The following is a 17,546-nucleotide window of genomic DNA, read 5'->3' on the forward strand; positions in this document are numbered from 1 at the left end:
CTGAAATCATTTGAGAATACTGATCGAACAGTGACAAGATGTCGGCCACGTAATTGACCGGCTCAGCTCCACGGCAGTAGCCAAATTCGGCCACGGGATCATTAAAATAATTCGGTTCTGACTTTTTAAGAAGATACTCCGAAACATCGTTCCAGCTAGTAGCATCTCCATGATACTTCTCAGTGAGCTTAACCGCATCTATCACATGGCCCTGGCCAACGTTATACGATGCCAATACAAACTTTATCCGCTCCTTTTTATCGGGAATCCTTTTAGTCCACAATTTATCCAGCCATAGCAAGTACTTAACTCCTGCGTTGATACTCTGAGTGGGATCTGTCAGGTCTTTTGCTCCATAAAGCTCGCCAGTGTCAGGCACCAACTGCATGAGTCCGACAGCTCCTGCCCACGATCTCGCTTTGGGTTTGAACTGAGACTCCTTAAATACCATTGCAGCCAGCAGCTTCCAATCCCAGCCCAGTTCATGAGACGCAGCTTTGATTTGCTCGTCGTAAGGAGAAATGGTGTTGCTGTTCAGGTTAGAAAAGTCACTTTGAGCCAGCAATGTATATGTCTTCGTATTCTTGAAATACCGGTTATAAATAACATAGTAATCGGCCGTTTTCCGCATACCATCGATCCAAAGGTTCAAAGACTCCTGTAGTTGGCTGGCGTTTTTTCGTAAACCCCAGGCGATTTGCTGGGGCAAACTAATAGCTGTGCTAACATCAAGAATAGGAAAATAAGTGGCGTTGAGCAGGGCGACATTTTCTTCGGCAACCGTGTACTGAATTTTTCCGGTAGCTACTTCATGAATCAGGTTCTCCGTTGTCTGCTCGGCAAAAGCCGGAACAAGCACAATATCACCGCCAATTTCATCGCTTAGGTTCTCCAATCTGCTTATGTATGAGGAGCCTTTGCGCACAACGATCTCTTTACCAATCAAATCCACCGGATTCGTCAAAAGCTGGTCTTCTATCTCATGCAGCTTCATCTGGTACCAATTTTCAGGCTTTCGCTGTATGAGCACCAGTCTGACAAGATTGTGGTAGTGCGTAAAGGCAATCCTTTCTTTTCGTTCTTTGGTAACAGTAAGGTTGTAAGCCAAAATATCACCCTCACCGCTATTGAGCTTCCTGAAGCTTTCCTCCAGGTCCTGAGAAATTATGAACTGTAGCCGCACCCCAATTGACCTGGCATACCTGCGCAGCAGCTCATAATCGTAGCCCATGGGTTGGCCTTTGTAAATAAAGTAGCTTGTAGAACTGTTTTCAATGATGACCTTCAAAACACCCCGGGCCTTAATCTTGTCAAGGTCGAGGTTGGCTACTTCTTCGGTCGCTTTCTTATTCTTGTCAATGGCTTTCGAATCAGAAGAAGTCCTGCCACATCCAGCAATAAGACACAGGGAGAAGCAAAGGAGCAATCGATAGTGAATGCTAAATGTGCGTAGGCACAACAGCGTTATAAGGGTACGTTTGCAAAGAAACATATCCTAAAATAGGCTTTTTTTGGTAAAAAGCTAGTTTTGATTTCTAGGGACACAGGAAGGGAGGTCACGCCACTCTTTCTGCAACCTACTCTGAGAACGTCGTGATCAGGCTCCCGCTCAGCCTGAGCAGCTCAATTTCAGCCAGCTTTGTTGAGAAGGCGGCATTGATAAGACGGCTCTCAGCCTGTACGGCGTTTATTTGTGCTTCTCTTAGCTCCAAAGGCGTATAATTACCAAGCTGATATCTCTCCAACGCAATGCTTTCATTTTCTCGGGCGACCTCGAGATTTTGCCGTTCAATATTAATAAGATCCAGGCTTGTGATGTACCTATTGTACATCTTGTTAATGTCGGCTTCAAGAGACAATCTCAAATCTGCTATTGAGTATTCTGCCGTCTCCATTAGCACCTTTGCGTTCTGCACTCTTCGGTTAAGATTAAAACCATTGAAGATATTTACGCTTGCAGTCACCCCGTAGTTAAAACCATTCGTTCTGGTCAGCGCAGCAAAGCCAACCTGCGAACTGCTATTGCCTTTTGAATATGCTGTAGTTAGAGAGACAATTGGGAATCGATCACTTTTCAATTCCCTCATTTGTAAGTGAGCAATGTTCAGTTGTCTTTGCGACTGAAGCAAAGAAGGGTTCTTCATGTTTGCCGATTCAAGCAGCTCGCCCAAAACCAAATTTTCGTTGATATCAATCGTTTGGTCAACTTCAACGCCTGCCTCGATTTCTCTTGCCAGTACTCTGTTAAGATCTACCTTGGCTTGGTATAGCAACTGTTCCTCATTGATCAACAAAGTTTTGTCGGTATTAAAGTCGACTTGAGCAGCTAGGAACTCGACCTTGCTCGCTTTACCTATTTCATATTTATTCTGAGCTATTTCAAGCCTTCTTTCGGATAGCTGCAACGAGTTGTTTAGCACCTTTATTCGCTCCACTTCCAGGGCTACAGTATAGTAAGTGGACAGCACTTCTGCTACGGTGTTCTCCATTGTCACTTTCATCAATAGGTTGTTAGCTTCGTTCTGCTGCCCAAGCCTGTCATAGGCATAGAACATTCCCAATCCATCGAAAACAACCCAGTTAAATGAGGCACCAATACTAGCCTGTTCCGACTTTGCCCCCTGAATATCAACTATTGTCCGGTTCGCATCGTTTCGCTCCTGATAAGTATCATTGGATGCAAAGTTTTTAAATGCTGTAACTCCAACAGTCGGTAAAAACCCAGCATTGCCCCTCGTAACATCATTTTCAGAAATTCCCCGGGTATTGTCAGCTATTTTAATGTTGTAGTTGCTTTCGAGCGCCATCCTTACCGCCTCTGGCAGGCTCATTATGTCCTGAGACATCAAGCTCTCTGATAGCAGCAGCGCACCCAGAACAAAAAACGCAATCCTCACTTTGTTCATATTATTATTTAAAAATTAAAATCTAGCCATTCGTTTTTCCTTGCCAGAGATATAGACGTACATGGCAGGTATTACATAAAGGGTGAGTATTGTAGCAAATAATAGTCCTCCAATGATGGCGATACCCATCGACACACGGCTTTCTGAGCCTGCACCAAGTGCCAATGCAATTGGCAGAATACCCAGGATAGTCGAAAGACTCGTCATAAGAATGGGGCGGAATCTTTGCTGTGCCGCACCCACTATGGCTTCTGTCACAGGCATGTCATGGGCTTTGCGCTGGTTGGCAAATTCTACTATAAGGATACCATTCTTTGTTACCAAGCCAATCAGCATGATGATACCTATCTGGCTGAAAATGTTAAGAGTCTGGTCAAAGTACCATAGAGATAGAAATGCTCCTGCAATTGCCATTGGCACTGTAAGCATAATGATAAAAGGGTCTCTGAAGCTTTCAAACTGAGCCGCCAGCACCAGGTAAATCAAAATAAGAGCAAATATAAAAGCGAAGTACAAACTTGAAGAAGAGTCTCTGAACTCTGCCGAAGGGCCCGACAGCTCTGTTTGAAAAGTGCCGTCAAGAACACGGGCCGCAATGGCATCCATGGCATCTATTCCATCCTTTATGGTGTAGCCGGGCACCAATGAAGCGGACACCGTTGCAGACACAAATCTGTTGTAGCGATAGAGTTGAGGTGGTGTGCTTTGCTCAGTAATCTTTACCAGGTTATCCATCTGGATAAGGTCTCCTACCTGGTTCTTTACATAAAGTGCCTTCAGGTCAAGTGGATCGTTTCGATCTTCTCTGTCCACCTGCCCTATTATTTGGTACTGCTTTCCGTCTTTGATGAAATATCCAAACCTGGAACCGCTCAATCCAAGTTGGAGCGTTTGAGCGACATCCCGGATCGATACATTCAAACTACGGGCCTTGTCACGGTCTATTTCTATGTTGATCTCAGGCTTTGTAAATTTCAGGTCGAGATCAACAAAATCGAAATGCTCGTCGTCAGTTGCGGCATCGACAAAGGCTGGCAACACCTCTTTCAATTTCTCAATGGTAGTAGCCTGTATCACATACTGGACAGGTAGTCCGCCCCTTCTGTTACCTATCGATTGGCTTTGAGAAACAAAAGAGCGGGCTTCTGTCATTCTCATAACCAAAGGGCTGATAGCATTCACCACTTCCTGCTGTGACCGTGTTCGCTCCGACGGGTCGACCATCATCACCCTCACATTTCCAGAATTCACGGATCCAGATGATCCAAAGCTGGGGCTGGTCATGCTTATGAGCGCCTCTTTTTCAGGCACTGCCTCACTGATCAACGCAAGCATCTTATCAAGGTAGGCGTCCATATACTCGAAGGTGGCTCCCTCCGGGCCGGTGCTGTTAATCCTGAACTCACCCCTGTCTTCCATGGGAGACAGCTCGCTTTGGATATTATTATTGAGCAGGTAAATGCCCCCAAAAGAAAGTACGAGAATGACCAAAGCGAGCCATTTACGAGCCATAAAGTTTTCAAGCGACTTGTTGTAGCCTTCGTTCATCCAATCGAAGAATGGCTCTGTTACTCGATACAGCCACTGCTTTTTCTCTCTCTTCTTAAGAATTTTGGTAGAGAGCATTGGCGTAAGCGTAAGGGCAACAAACGACGATATTATTACCGCCCCTGCCACGACGATGCCAAACTCCCTGAAAAGTCGGCCTGTGAGCCCGTCAAGAAACACAACAGGCATAAACACCGCCACCAAAGCCACGGTGGTGGAGATAACAGCGAAGAATATCTCCGTCGAGCCCTTTAGTCCGGCCTCCAGCGGCGACATCCCATCTTCTATCTTGGTGTAAATATTCTCCAACACCACAATTGTGTCATCCACCACGAGTCCTATTGACAGCACGATGCCGAGAAGCGTAAGTACGTTGATGGTGAACCCGGCAAGGTACATGATGAAGAAAGTACCTATCAGGGAAATTGGGATGGTGGCGACAGGAATTAGCGTGGTTCGCCAATCACGCAGGAAAGCGAAAATAATCAACACCACCAGCACAAAAGCCATAAAAATAGTCTCCTGCACCTCAGTGATAGATTGCCTTACATACTCAGTGACATCAAACCCAATCCCAAGTTCAATATCGGCGGGGAGATCCTTCTTGATAAACTCCAGTCTTCTGTAAAACTCATCTACAATCTCAATGATATTAGTTCCCGGTTGCGCCTGAAGCACAACGCCGACCATGGGCACGCCATCTCTTTTGAGTATGGTTCGGTTGTTTTCTGGTCCCAGCTCAGCTCTCCCAACATCCTGAAAACGTACAACATTGTTGTCGTCCTCTTTGACGATAAGCTGGTTGAATTCTTCTGGTGTGGAAATGCGGCCCATGGTTCTCACCGTGAGTTCCATGTTGGTTCCTTCTACCAGCCCCGAGGGAAGTTCGACGTTGTCACGTGTGACTGCATTCAGCACCTCCAATGGCGTGAGTGAGTAAGCCGCCAGCTTGGCAGGATCCATCCAAAGCCTCATGGAATAGCGGCGCTCACCCCAAATCTGGACGGCCGCCACTCCTTTTATCGTCTGAAGTCGCTCCTTAAAAATATTCTCTGCTACGTCGGAAAGGCCCAAAAGGGTTCTTTTGTCACTTTTTACATTCAAAAAAACAAGGGGCATGGCATCAGCATCCGCTTTCCTCACCGACGGTGGATCACAGTCTGGCGGGAGGTTTCGGGTGGCTCTCGACACCCGGTCTCTGACGTCGTTGGCGGCAGCTTCCAGGTCAATTTCCAGGTCAAACTCAACCCTGATAGAGCTGGCTCCATCCCTACTTGTGGACGTAAGACTTTTGATACCGGCGATTCCGTTGATCGACTCTTCCAGGGGCTCGGTGATCTGCGACTCAATGATGCTCGCATTGGCTCCGGTGTAAGAGGTGCTTACTGAGATAATAGGCGGATCGACACTAGGATACTCTCTGATGCCCAAAAAGTTGAATCCTATGATGCCAAAAATGATGATAATGATGGACATTACCACCGCCAGCACGGGTCTGTTAATACTGATGTTGGATAGACCTGCCATAGTTTTAATGTTTTAGTTAAAATCCGTGATCTCCACAACAGAATTCGGGCGGATCTGGAGTAGGCCTGAAGTGATCACTGTGTCGCCTTCCTTAATGCCCTCAATTATTTCAATGCTGTTGGCAGTACGTATACCTATTGTAACGGGCTGCTCAACCACTTTTCCTCCTCTCTCAAGGAACACTTTATGGCCAGCCAGGTCATTTACCACTGCTATAGACGGCACCATTAAAGCATTGTCTTTGTGGTTCAATACCACCTCCACTCTTGTAAACAACCCGGGGAACAGTTCTCCTTTGGAGTTGTCGCTGGTTGCCCTTATCCTCATGGTTCTGGTAGCCTGGTCAATTTGTGGCTCAACAGCGTAAACAGTACCCTGATAGGTCTTATCGGAAGCGTCGGTAGTAAAGAAAATCGGGTCGCCGTCATTTATCACTGTTCCATACTTTCCAGGAATTGAAAACTCTACCTTGATGGGATTGATGTTAATTAAACTTGCAATGCGGGAGCTTGAGTTGATGAAGGCTCCATCACTGATGTACCTCAAGCCAATAGTACCATTGAACGGTGCCCTGATCTTGCTTTTTGCAATTTGAGCTTCCAGCACTTTGATGTCGGCGGACGCTGTGTTTAACTCAGTCAATGCCACGTCGTACTCCTCCTGGCTAATTGCTTCCTTTTCAAGTAGCTGACGTTGGCGATATTCACTGGTCTCTCTCAGCTTCTTCGAGAATTTCAATTTCTCCAACTGGGCCTCCTGGTCTTCTGTATTTAAAGTCAGCAGCAGGTCTCCCTTTTTTACCTTAGATCCTTCTTTGAAATAAATTTTTTGCACAACTCCGGATACTTCGGACGCTATCTCTACCGCCTCATTGGCGATAAGAGCACCTGTAATAACCAGTTTATCATCAAGAGCCTCTGGCTTCATAACTATGGCTGTCACTGGCAACGCCCCACCTGAGAACCTTGTCTCAGTCTGAGCAACCTCTTCACTCTGGGAAATAAAATGCAACTTTCGGTCGGCCAGATACACCAAAACAACCAATACCATTACATAAAATAGTACCCTTCTAACTGTTTTCTTCATACGTTTGGTTGATAGAACGATCCGTTTTTGCGGATTTCTATTTTTCTGAAATGACAAAATTACACTCAAAAAACGGCGTGCATTGCAATTTGTTTGTTGTTTGTGGCAAGCGGGGTGAAGGGTAAATAAATGGCTTTAAATCGTCGCTAAATTGTAACCGCTTATGTATGTCCCCTTAAAAAGTGGGAAAGTCCATTTGACTCTTCGAGAAGTCTGCAAAACTGAGTTGGAAAGAACAATTACTTACCACCTCAAGGACAGGTGATTTCGCAATCCCATTTTTCTATGACCAAGAAGACAAAAAAAGAGGCTCTAGCGAGCCTCTTTTTTTGCATTACATTATGAAGTAAATTATTTGAATATATATCTCAAGCCAATTTGCATCTGCCAGCGGGAGCTCTGGAAACCAGAGTCATCAATTTGCCATGGCTGGTAGTCTGCACCTTTTCGGTATGTAAAGTTTGGCACTGTTTGCGCCGCATCAGCCCATCCTTCAAATCTAAGCAATTCTGCACTTTGGAAGTTGCCTCCATCGCTCACAAAATATCTTCTACCCCAATCCTGATTGATGAGATTTGTTATGTTGAAAATGTCAAGTGATACCTGAAGGGTATTCCTTTTGCCAGAAGCTGTTTGAATATAGAAATCCTGTAAGAATCTGAAGTCAACTACTCCCTCGAAAGGTGATCTGCTTTGATTTCTGTCAGCATATTCACCTCTGTGCTCGCTGAGATACTTATCAGATTTGATGAATGCATCCAAATCGGCCCATTGCTCAGTGGGAGACACCGTGTAGCTTGAGGTAGAAACCAAGTTGATATCACTTTGAGTAGCAGGGATATAAACCAAGCTTCTTTCTCTTGAATCTTCCCTGGTCAAGTTACCACTGTCGTCATATATGTAAGAATAGGTTCTGCCCGACTGTCCATTGTAGAACAGTGATATTTGAGAGGCACCAAACCCAAGGTATTCTTTTCTATACGAAAGTTGCGCAATAACTCTTGACCCCATTGAGAAATCAGACCTCATGGCCTCGTCAAATACATTGCGGCCGTTCACAGAGTGAAGACCTCTCCACTGCGAAGAGTTCTGTGATGAGGTACCGTCGTAGACTGAAAAGGCATCATTCCAGGTGTAAGACAAGCTAGAGGTGAAGCCATTGGAGAAAGGCTTAGCCACAGTGGCTGACAGGTTATAGGTATACCCCTTATTAGTATTAGAGGCAAGATAAATGCCTGTATACGTAGGGTCGACTGGACTAGATCTGTTGTATTTATTTCGATCATCGGGGGTACCAGATAGCTGTGTAGCAGCCGGTCTGATGTTCAGGTTCTCATAGAAAATATTATTAAGAAACTTAGTATAAAGTGCTTCAAAGGAGCCCACCATTCCCCAGGGAAGTTTTTGATCTACCGCCAGGTTGGCCTTGAATACCTGTGGCAACTTAAAGTCAGACGCAAACAAATCTATCTGTCCTGACGGCGAACCTTGTCCGGGAGCTACGTTGCGAGGCTGGCCATCCCACTGGCTATTGAAGGGCACATTGGTCCTGAAATCTCCGCCAACTGTCAATCCATTGTTATTGTATGCACCACCTGGCCACACCAAAGGAATTCGGCTATTGAAGATTCCCAATCCACCTCGAAGCTGAGTCGACCTATCACCGGTCACATCGTAGTTAAAGCCAAACCTTGGAGCGAAAAGAATGGATGAGCCAATAAACTCACCAGTTTTCGCACCTTTCAGGTCATACCCTGCGGCCTCAATTAAGCCTGCTGTTGTTGTATTGAAAGCCGTGTTTTCAAGCGTTTCATCGCCGAAGATTGGCATATCAATGCGGAGGCCCAGCGTCAATTTCAACCTATCAGTAGCTTGAAATTCGTCCTGACCATAAACCCCAAGCTGCATGCCACCAAATTCAGCTGCACCGGCCGAACCGTCACCAACCTTTGTGTCTACCAGAGAATAGCTGACGTTGTAGTTATCGGCGTTCAGGTTATTCATAAAGCCTGAAAGGCTGTCATAGTTGTATGATCCAAATGCCTGGCGAATGAACAGGTTGTACGACTTATAGAATTCGTTGTGTGTGCCGATGGTGAAAGTGTGTCTTCCCTTGAAAATCTGGAAGTTATCCGTCACTGTGATCACATCTTGTTTCAACTGGTTGGCAGTTGAGAATTCTTCGCTACCAAATGCTATTGAACCAGCGCCGTCGCTTATTCTCACAAATGGGAAGGGGTCGCCCGCCTGGTCTCTGTCGTCATTAACAAAGGTAGCACCAATGGTAAGGTGGTTCGACATGTTGCTTCCAAAATTGCTTTTCAACTCAAGCGCAGAAGAGTTGGTTGTTGAAGGGAAGTAAACAGAAGCGTTCTGGAAGTTGATGGAGGTTGTTCCCGACTGGTTAGCCTGTAGGTTTTCCGCCTTTACGTAGGAGTGTCGCACGGACAACTTATGGTTCTTGCTAAGGTTCCAATCAATCTTGGCAATCACCTTGTCGCTATTCAGGTAAGAGGCATTGTTGGTATATGTGCCCGGATCGTACCCATACTCACTTTTGAGCTTGGTAACCAACGCTTGAATGTCGGCTGTTGAGGCATCGCCAGCGTATGTAGCTGCGTTGAATGGCCTGGGTGTTTCGTCTCTCTGCATCTCAGCGTTAGCAAAGAAAAATACTTTGTTTTTCACAATTGGGCCGCCAATACGGAATCCCACAGTTTTGGCAGTGAATTCATCCAGCTGCTCTCTCTCGAAGTCCTTGTCATCCGTCGGTGTCTTTCCGGAAAGTTTTTGATTTCTTAGAAAGCCATACGCCGACCCTTCGAATTCATTTGTTCCGCTTCTGGTAACCGCATTGATAGAGCCACCTGCAAACCCGGATTGAGTTACGTCAAATGGCGCTACGGCCACCTGAAATTGCTCAATGGCATCTATTGAAATAGGAGACACTCCAGTTTGGCCACCGTTGGTTCCGCTAGCTGCAAGGCCGAAAACATCATTGTTAACCGCTCCATCTATGTAAATAGCGTTGTAGCGGTTGTTCATTCCGGCAATTTCTATGGCGTCACCCTGAATGTTTACCAGGGGATTAAGGCGTGTGAAATCAGTAAGCGACCTTGATACGGTTGGCAGCGTGTTGATTGTTCCTTCATCAATAATTGTCGACTGACCGGTCTTGTTGCCGTCGAACACATCATTACCACTGGCAATGATTTCCACTCCTTCGAGTTGTGTGCTTTCTTCCTCAAGAACAGATTTGATCCTGAAGGTTTGGCCAAGCGTAAGAAATACGCCAGACTGCTGGTAGGGCTTGTAGCCCACAAATGAAATCGTTACGGTATAAGGTCCGCCTACCTGCATTCCGGAAATACGGAAATAACCTTCCACATCCGAAACATTGCCATACTGGGATCCAGTTGGTGTGTGCACAGCAAGTACGGTAGCACCTGGCAGGGCAACCCCATTTGCGTCTACCACCTGGCCGTTAAGCGCAGAAGTGGTGGTACCTTGCCCGAAAAGCGTCGAAAACGAAGCCGTAATCAACAGTGTCAGAGCCAATTGTAAAATTCGCCTCATAATTTGTTTTTTTGGTTGTCAATTAATTTTCACGGTGAAGAAAATATGGTGCAAAGCTAAAGCATACATGTTTTTACACCAGTATGAAAAGATTAACTTTTCGATATGAATGAAATTAAATTTTAACGAAAGATTAACCCTAAAACGCCTTGTTAAACAATGCTTTAGATTCAAGTTATTCTTTTGACCAGATCAATTTCTTTAGTATAAAACGCTGCTATAAAGTGATGTTGCCAAAGATAAATTGACCCGAACCTTCAGGCCAGTCAACTTAAGTCAAGAATTTTTACTATCCCGGTGCGCATTAAGACTACTGTCGCCAACCGAAAAATTAAGGGGATGTTATTTAATTGTTAAGATAAGGTGCGGAAAAACAAATAGCAAAACACTTTGGAATGGTTTTAAGGGAACCCATTTTTTCATGTTCTAATTGTATTTTTTTGGTGTGGTAAAAATTCAAAAGCTTATATTTGTGCCCATATGGAGTTGACAGATCACCGCTTTTTTCCCTACGACAAAAACCTTATATTAAAGCAAGCCCAGGCCCAACTGGAAGCCGACCTTCTCACGGAGTTGATCTCAATTTCAAAAAGCGCCTATCAGCAAGTGTACAACCCTTTGGGGCTCAACGACGATACTTCACTCCGCATTGAGCGCTACGAAAAAAACCAGCTTATCTATCTCCATACCTTCTACACCTCGCTGTGCGGAATCTACAGGTACAAATATGGCAACAACCAACTTGAGCTCATCTGGGATGGCAGCAGTCACTTCGAAAAGTATTCTAAAGAATGGACGGAACGTTTTGTAATCTGGTGCACTGAATTTGGGCAAAACCCTCAATTCCTTAAAGCCGTGCTGGCCGCCACCGTTTTTTGCAAAAACAGAAGACAAGGCGAGCTTGCCGAAAACCGCTTGCGGGTATTTTTAAATAGCCAGTTTGAAGTACGGGTGCACAAGGTAAGAGGCATCGTGCCGATGAAAGTGGCCTAGTGCCGAATCAAAAATACGTTGTGATGTTTCAAATCGACCTCAGTACGTTCTATGCTGTCAACTTTGGCATGCAGCGGCCCCTTTTTACACCATGCCATTAAATCGATCAATTTGTCCTTGGTGCCCTCAGCTTCTATCAATACGCTGCCGTCCAGTTCATTCTTGACCCATCCTTTCACGCCCAATTCGTCGGCCACGGTTTTAGTGCTGGCTCTGTAAAAGACGCCCTGCACCTTGCCCACCACACGTATTTGATAACAGACCATCTAACAATTGCCGGTTTAGGATTGAAAAATGAAAATTCCAATTCAAAAATCAAACAGCCTTGTGGAAATAAATGAGAACGAATTTCACGAGGGGTTTGAAAGCTCACTAACAATGGCCACGCCGGACGAAGTGCCAACCCGGTCAGCGCCTGCAGTGATCAGCTCCAGTGTTTGAGCCAAAGTTTTGATGCCGCCTGAAGCTTTGATGCCGACATGAGAAGGCAATACTTCTCTGAGTAGCTTGATATGCTCAGCCTTCGCCCCGGCACCCGCAAAGCCTGTGCTGGTTTTCACAAAGTCAGCGCCAGCATCTTTGGCAGTTGTAGCTGCTTTTTCTATTTCTGCGTCTGTCAGGTAAGCCGTTTCGATAATTACTTTCAAGATGGCCTCTTGCTCATGAACTAGTTTAGCTACTTTAGCCAACTCAATCTTGAACCAGGGGTGGTTCATTTTGAAAGCAGAAATGTTCATTACCATGTCTATTTCTGTGGCCCCGTCCCTCAACGCCAGCCTGGCCTCTTCGAGTTTAGTTTCAGTCATCTGGTAGCCCAGCGGAAAGCCCACAACCGTTACGAGCTGAATATCGGCGGAGCCTATTTCCCGCTGCGCTCTTTTCACCCAAAAGGGCGGCACACATACTCCACAGAAGCCATGGGTTTTTGCTTCCGACACCAATTGGTCAATGTCTTTGTCGGAAAGTGTCGGGCGTAAAAGTGTATGCTCAATGCACCTGGCTATGTGCTGCATGCGCTATAATCAGAACTGGAATATTTTAGAGCAATGTTATTAGTGGACAATTCCGCATTCCTTACAGAATTTACGTTTGCCGAGTGGTCTTTTCTTAGGCGGTTTCTTGTGACCAAAATAGGATTGATCGGAGTACTGAGGCTTTTTCATTTCCTTGGCTGCCTTTTTATCGGCCTTAACGTTCTGCTTCATCCGCTCCTGATATTCTGCGATAAGCTGATCCTTCTTGCTCTTCTTTTTCTTCTTTACCTTCTTTATCTTTTGAGTGGAGTTGTACTGCGAACCTTGCTTCTGGGCAGTATTTACTTCCCTTGACGATTGGGCGGAGGCCCCCCAGCTGAGAAAAAACAAAAAGACGACTATACCAAAATACTTCATACACCAAAGATTATAATTATACATAACACTGCCTAATTAACGGGCTATGTTTGAATATATTACCCCAAATTGTCAGGCCGCCTTTTCGTCAGAAATAGCTGTAAGATTCATAAGCGTCGCCGCCGACTCCATTTCAAAATTATGAACTATTTTGGTCATGACCCGATGCAGGTGCATGTAGTCCTCGTCGGTTAGCCCCTGCCAGCCCTGGTTTCTGTACTCGTCCACAACCGGCTTCAGTTGGGCAATGACTGCCTGCCCCAGTGGGGTTAAGCCAACGCTGAATTTCCTTCTGTCGTTGGGGTCGGCCTGGCGAACGACTAGGTTTTTTCGCCCCAACAAATCGAGGATTCGGGTAACTGTTGGAGGATCCTTATACACAGCTTCTACTACCTGCACCTGAGACTTGGGGCCACCTGACAACTTATCAAGCACCACCCATTGGTCGACTGTGAGCCCTGTGCCCGACTGCTGGAGCTTGCGCTGGAATGCCTGTTTTATCTGCCGGGAGGCTACTTCGATAAGAAATCCGTATTTATTCTGCATGTATCGGCAATTGTAGGGGAGCTACAATGTTCCCCTTAGCTCTTGTTCTCGCTCTATAGCTTCAAATAATGCCTTGAAGTTTCCTTTTCCAAACGACCTGGCCCCTTTTCTTTGGATGATCTCAAAAAACATCGTCGGTCTCGGCTCTACAGGCTTGGTGAATATCTGCAGTAAATAGCCCTCGTCATCTCTGTCGACAAGGATCCCAAGTTTCTTCAAAGGCTCCAAATCTTCGTCAATATGGCCTACCCTGTCGAGCAGGTCATCATAGTAGGTAGTGGGCACATTTAGAAACTCAACCCCTCTACTCTGAAGCTGCGTAACCGTTTCAATGATGTCGTCAGTTGCAACGGCAATATGCTGAATGCCTGACCCGTTGTAAAAATCCAGGTACTCCTCGACCTGCGATTTCTTCGCACCGTCGGCTGGTTCGTTGATCGGGAACTTTACTCTGCCATTTCCATTGCTCATCACCTTGCTCATGAGGGCGGTGTATTCTGTAGAAATATCTTTGTCATCGAAAGACACCAGCTGAGCAAATCCCATCACGTTGGCATAAAAGTCGACCCACTGATTCATTTCCCCCCAGCCTACATTGCCCACCATGTGGTCAACATACTTTAAGCCAATGGGTTTAGGGTTGTAGCTACTCTTCCAGGGTTTAAAGCCCGGCAGAAAAACGCCAGAATAGTTTTTCCTTTCCACAAAAATGTGAACAGTGTCTCCATAAGTATAAATGCCTGAGCGAACCACCTCGCCATTTTCGTCCTTTTCAACTTGCGGCTCCATGAATGGCTTTGCTCCCCTTGCCGTTGTTTCTTCGAAAGCTTTAGCTGCGTCTTCCACCCAAAGTGCTACCACCTTCACGCCATCTCCATGCTTATCGATGTGTCTCCCGATTTCGGTGTCTGCCTTCAAGGGAGTAGTTAGCACCAGGCGTATTTTGTCCTGCACCAGTACATAGGAAGTCCTGTCCTTCACGCCCGTTTCCAGGCCGCAAAAAGCAAGCGACTGAAAGCCAAAGGCAGTCTTATAATAGTGAGCTGCCTGCAAAGCATTACCAACATAAAGCTCCAGATAGTCTGTGCCCAAAAGTGGCAAAAAGTCCTCCGGTGCCTCAATTGTGTTTTGATGAGAATGATCTAAAATGTTCATAATGGGTATATTGTTGTTATACTAACTATTAGCAATATAACAAAACTAACTCTTTGCTTCGAAGTTTCAAAACGGCTAAGTTCACACTCTCTAAATACCGTTCCTATAAGCTGTTATGCCCCGGCCTTTCAATCTTTCGTAACTAGTTATGCTATAAAATCTATCTCATGAAGAAACTCTTACTTACCCTTTCCTGCGGGCTCGTTATTTTTTCGCATGTATTGGCACAAGATGCACCAAAAGTGGATACAGAAATGATCATGGACTGGGAGAAATATGATCCCCCATCAACACTCGTGGTGCCGGAACACCCGTTGACAAAATCGAAGTATCCATTTGTTGATGTCCACAATCACCAATTCCGGATGAATCAACAGGATCTTGCTCCTTTGGTGAAGGAAATGGACGACCTGAACATGGGCGTGATGGTCAATTTGAGTGGAAGAGGTCGGGGAAGCCGTGGCTACCTGCTCGAAGTGCTGGACAACGTAAAGAAAAACTCGCCCAGCAGGTTCATTATCTTCACCAACCTTGATTTCACAGGCATCGACGACCCTGAATGGGGTAAAAAGGCCGCAGCTTCTCTCGAGGAAGACGTAAAAGCAGGGGCAAATGGGCTGAAAATATATAAAAGCCTGGGCTTCAGTGTTACTGATGGCTCGGGAAAGAGAGTGGCTGTTGACGACCCAAGAATTGACCCCGTATGGGCGAAATGTGGTGAGCTGGGAATACCCGTGCTGATCCACTCTGCCGACCCCAAGTCGTTTTGGGACGAGTATGATGAAAATAATGAAAGATGGCTGGAGCTAAAGACGCACCCGAACCGTAAGCGCTCGGCTACCGATCCGGTGCCGTGGGAGCAAATTATAGAGGAGCAGCACAACGTGTTTAAGAAACACAAGAAGACAACCTTCATTAATGCTCACTTTGGCTGGTACGCCAACGACCTGGCTACCCTCGGCAAGCTGCTGGACGAAATGCCCAATATGTATACCGAAATTGGCGCCATCATCGCTGAGCTAGGCAGGCAGCCAAGAGCGGCCAAAGCATTTTTCACCAAGTATCAGGACAGAATTTTATTTGGCAAAGACGCTTACAACCCTGAAGAATACTACACTTACTTCAGAGTGCTGGAAACAGCCGATGAGTACTTTCCCTACTACAAAAAATACCATGCTTTCTGGAGAATGTATGGGCTAGATCTGCCTGATGAGGTGCTAAAGAAAGTGTACTATAAGAATGCCCTCAAAATCATTCCTAATATTGATAAGAGTGTGTTTCCTAAGTAATTGAGACAATTATTCCGGGTGAACATTCGCATGGATGTTCACCCCTCTTGCTAAAAGTACGGCCCCTCTTCAAAAAGAATCTTCAATTCCGGTTTGTTCTTTCTAAGTGCTTCGACCACCTGTGGCGTGCACCTGGTGCCAAGCAAATACACTTCCTTCAGGCTTGGAAACTTCAATAGGTCCAATGCAACCTTGTCGTCAACTTTGGTGAATGAGAGATTGAGTGTTTCAAGGTTCGGCATTTGCATCAGGTAGATAAATCCTGCCCCATCAATATTTGTTTTCTGGAGGAAGAGCTTCTTCACGTTTGCCATTTGGCTAATGTGGTATAGCCCATTGTCGTCGATGCTACTGGAGGCGATAGAAAGCCGGCTGAATACATCATTGTACGGAGCCAGCTCCCTGAACTGGTCATTGGTGAAAGGTGCTGGAGGAAATTTTACCCTCAGGCTAAAAAGACCTGGTTCCAGGCTGTCTGGTTCTATGGCCAGGTTCAGTTTTTTGCCCACGGCTTCCAACTCATTAGTTACCTCTTTCAATTTCAATTCGGCTATAGCCTGCTTGCGCCGGTACCTGGCCAGCTGTGGAAGCAGTTCATTGGTTGCGCTGGCAATCTCGGGTTGTGCCTGTAACGCTGTCACTTTCTGCTCCGGAGAGGCCCCAGAAGTAATCCAGTATTTAAGCAATTCAATTTCCTGCTCGCTCATGGGTGACTGCCCTTCCGGAGGCATTACGTCATCGTGGGTGGCGGGCAGGGTCACTCTGTTGAAGAGCTCGCTCTGATCCAAATCTTCAGGCGTAATGAGTGCAAGCCCACTGTCGCCTCCTTTGGTAATACTTTGCAGGGAGCTCATAATGAGCCCCCCTTTTGATCGGGACTGATTGTGGCAGCTCATGCATTTAGCCTGGAAAATAGGGCTAATCATGTCGTCGTATACCAGCATATCCTCAACTGGTTTATTACCTGCTGGTTCATCCTGAAAAATAAGGGGAATGTACTCTGTGAGGTAGTCCTTGCCATGTGTGATGGAGCCTCCGATATGCCCGGTGAAGCCTATCGATAGGTTAGTAAGCACCAGGAGCCCAATATAGAATGGGTAGACTAGCTGAAAGCGCTGAGACAGCAAATACAGCCCGATTACAAAAAATACGCATGCCCCGCTGACCGTGGCTCCCCAAAAATGCTGCTCCATCAGCTCTCCCGAATACTCTCCGCCAACAAAAAGGAAATAGCCAGCCAGAATGGCAACCAATGCAGTGAAAGCAGAGGCCGCAAGCAACGACAGTTGAAGGCCAGTGGCATTGGGAACGAATTTGAACTTAATAGCCAGCTCCAGCATCAAAGCCAGGATAATAAGGACTATAGGAAAATGCAGCACCAGGGGATGGAACCTCCCCAGCATCAAAAAGAAAACCGGCGCCTCAATTTTGCCAACAAATGGCAATCCCAAAACAAGAACTCCGATAACAAACGAACAAACAACCAGCGCCGGATGCTTAACTAATGCTTCTACTCTCAAATGCCAAAC

The 17,546-nt window shown here is 46.0% G+C and carries 13 protein-coding genes; 2 read left to right on the plus strand and 11 right to left on the minus strand.

Annotated features, from left to right (window positions below; genetic code table 11):
• From GC130_RS23120 to GC130_RS23140, 5 genes are all read right to left on the minus strand, one after another.
• Positions 1 to 1,492, minus strand: a 1,492-nt coding sequence (locus GC130_RS23120) for a transporter substrate-binding domain-containing protein (protein WP_152000740.1), incomplete at its 3' end; no start/stop codon positions are given.
• 85 nt (positions 1,493 to 1,577) lie between these two features.
• The gene (locus GC130_RS23125) at positions 1,578 to 2,906 is read right to left on the minus strand and encodes a TolC family protein (protein WP_152000741.1); all 1,329 of its coding nucleotides are present in this window, start codon (positions 2,904 to 2,906) and stop codon (positions 1,578 to 1,580) included.
• A gap of 15 nt (positions 2,907 to 2,921) precedes the next feature.
• Positions 2,922 to 5,981: an efflux RND transporter permease subunit gene (locus tag GC130_RS23130; protein ID WP_152000742.1), complete on the minus strand. Its 3,060-nt coding sequence runs from the start codon at positions 5,979 to 5,981 to the stop codon at positions 2,922 to 2,924.
• Positions 5,982 to 5,993: 12 nt separating this feature from the next.
• Positions 5,994 to 7,067, minus strand: a complete 1,074-nt coding sequence (locus GC130_RS23135) for an efflux RND transporter periplasmic adaptor subunit (RefSeq protein ID WP_152000743.1) — start codon at positions 7,065 to 7,067, stop codon at positions 5,994 to 5,996.
• Between the two features lie 351 nt (positions 7,068 to 7,418).
• On the minus strand, positions 7,419 to 10,643 hold the full coding sequence (locus GC130_RS23140) for a carboxypeptidase regulatory-like domain-containing protein (protein WP_152000744.1): 3,225 nt from the start codon (positions 10,641 to 10,643) through the stop codon (positions 7,419 to 7,421).
• Between the two features lie 480 nt (positions 10,644 to 11,123).
• Here GC130_RS23140 and GC130_RS23145 point away from each other — a divergent pair, with 480 nt between their 5' ends.
• Positions 11,124 to 11,636, plus strand: coding sequence for a hypothetical protein (locus GC130_RS23145; RefSeq protein WP_152000745.1), 513 nt, complete (start codon positions 11,124 to 11,126; stop codon positions 11,634 to 11,636).
• On the opposite strand, the gene GC130_RS23150 is transcribed toward GC130_RS23145, so the two are convergent.
• The 5 genes from GC130_RS23150 to hppD form a co-directional block, all read right to left on the minus strand.
• Positions 11,633 to 11,902 (minus strand): acylphosphatase, encoded by a 270-nt coding sequence (locus GC130_RS23150; RefSeq protein WP_152000746.1) that lies wholly within the window; start codon positions 11,900 to 11,902, stop codon positions 11,633 to 11,635. The two genes, GC130_RS23145 and GC130_RS23150, sit on opposite strands and share 4 nt — an antisense overlap.
• Before the next feature lie 84 nt (positions 11,903 to 11,986).
• Positions 11,987 to 12,649 carry a deoxyribose-phosphate aldolase gene (deoC, locus tag GC130_RS23155; protein ID WP_152000747.1) on the minus strand — a complete coding sequence of 221 codons (663 nt, stop codon included), beginning with the start codon at positions 12,647 to 12,649 and terminating at the stop codon, positions 11,987 to 11,989.
• A gap of 39 nt (positions 12,650 to 12,688) precedes the next feature.
• The gene (locus GC130_RS23160; RefSeq protein ID WP_152000748.1) at positions 12,689 to 13,027 is read right to left on the minus strand and encodes a hypothetical protein; all 339 of its coding nucleotides are present in this window, start codon (positions 13,025 to 13,027) and stop codon (positions 12,689 to 12,691) included.
• A 72-nt stretch (positions 13,028 to 13,099) separates the two neighbouring features.
• Positions 13,100 to 13,573, minus strand: a complete 474-nt coding sequence (locus GC130_RS23165; protein ID WP_152000749.1) for a MarR family winged helix-turn-helix transcriptional regulator — start codon at positions 13,571 to 13,573, stop codon at positions 13,100 to 13,102.
• Positions 13,574 to 13,594: 21 nt separating this feature from the next.
• The gene (gene hppD / locus GC130_RS23170; RefSeq protein WP_152000750.1) at positions 13,595 to 14,728 is read right to left on the minus strand and encodes a 4-hydroxyphenylpyruvate dioxygenase; all 1,134 of its coding nucleotides are present in this window, start codon (positions 14,726 to 14,728) and stop codon (positions 13,595 to 13,597) included.
• Positions 14,729 to 14,895: 167 nt separating this feature from the next.
• Between hppD and GC130_RS23175 the strand changes: the two genes are divergently transcribed.
• Complete coding sequence (locus tag GC130_RS23175; protein WP_152000751.1) at positions 14,896 to 16,017, plus strand: amidohydrolase family protein; 1,122 nt, start codon at positions 14,896 to 14,898, stop codon at positions 16,015 to 16,017.
• A 50-nt stretch (positions 16,018 to 16,067) separates the two neighbouring features.
• Here GC130_RS23175 and GC130_RS23180 read toward each other — a convergent pair whose 3' ends face one another.
• A complete protein-coding gene (locus GC130_RS23180; protein WP_152000752.1) occupies positions 16,068 to 17,537 on the minus strand; it encodes a c-type cytochrome domain-containing protein in 1,470 nt (489 codons plus the stop codon).
• Positions 17,538 to 17,546: the final 9 nt, after the last annotated feature.

The organism is Imperialibacter sp. EC-SDR9 (assembly GCF_902498805.1).
In the GTDB taxonomy this organism is placed as follows: domain Bacteria; phylum Bacteroidota; class Bacteroidia; order Cytophagales; family Cyclobacteriaceae; genus Imperialibacter.

What these genes read in the sequence shown, in the direction of transcription:
- hppD (WP_152000750.1), bottom strand. Translation starts at nt 14,728, where the DNA reads ATGAACATTTTAGATCATTCTCATCAAAACACAATTGAGGCACCGGAG.
- GC130_RS23165 (WP_152000749.1), bottom strand. Translation starts at nt 13,573, where the DNA reads ATGCAGAATAAATACGGATTTCTTATCGAAGTAGCCTCCCGGCAGATA.
- deoC (WP_152000747.1), bottom strand. Translation starts at nt 12,649, where the DNA reads ATGCAGCACATAGCCAGGTGCATTGAGCATACACTTTTACGCCCGACA.
- GC130_RS23145 (WP_152000745.1), top strand. Translation starts at nt 11,124, where the DNA reads ATGGAGTTGACAGATCACCGCTTTTTTCCCTACGACAAAAACCTTATA.
- GC130_RS23150 (WP_152000746.1), bottom strand. Translation starts at nt 11,902, where the DNA reads ATGGTCTGTTATCAAATACGTGTGGTGGGCAAGGTGCAGGGCGTCTTT.
- GC130_RS23135 (WP_152000743.1), bottom strand. Translation starts at nt 7,067, where the DNA reads ATGAAGAAAACAGTTAGAAGGGTACTATTTTATGTAATGGTATTGGTT.
- GC130_RS23160 (WP_152000748.1), bottom strand. Translation starts at nt 13,027, where the DNA reads ATGAAGTATTTTGGTATAGTCGTCTTTTTGTTTTTTCTCAGCTGGGGG.
- GC130_RS23130 (WP_152000742.1), bottom strand. Translation starts at nt 5,981, where the DNA reads ATGGCAGGTCTATCCAACATCAGTATTAACAGACCCGTGCTGGCGGTG.
- GC130_RS23125 (WP_152000741.1), bottom strand. Translation starts at nt 2,906, where the DNA reads ATGAACAAAGTGAGGATTGCGTTTTTTGTTCTGGGTGCGCTGCTGCTA.
- GC130_RS23175 (WP_152000751.1), top strand. Translation starts at nt 14,896, where the DNA reads ATGAAGAAACTCTTACTTACCCTTTCCTGCGGGCTCGTTATTTTTTCG.
- GC130_RS23140 (WP_152000744.1), bottom strand. Translation starts at nt 10,643, where the DNA reads ATGAGGCGAATTTTACAATTGGCTCTGACACTGTTGATTACGGCTTCG.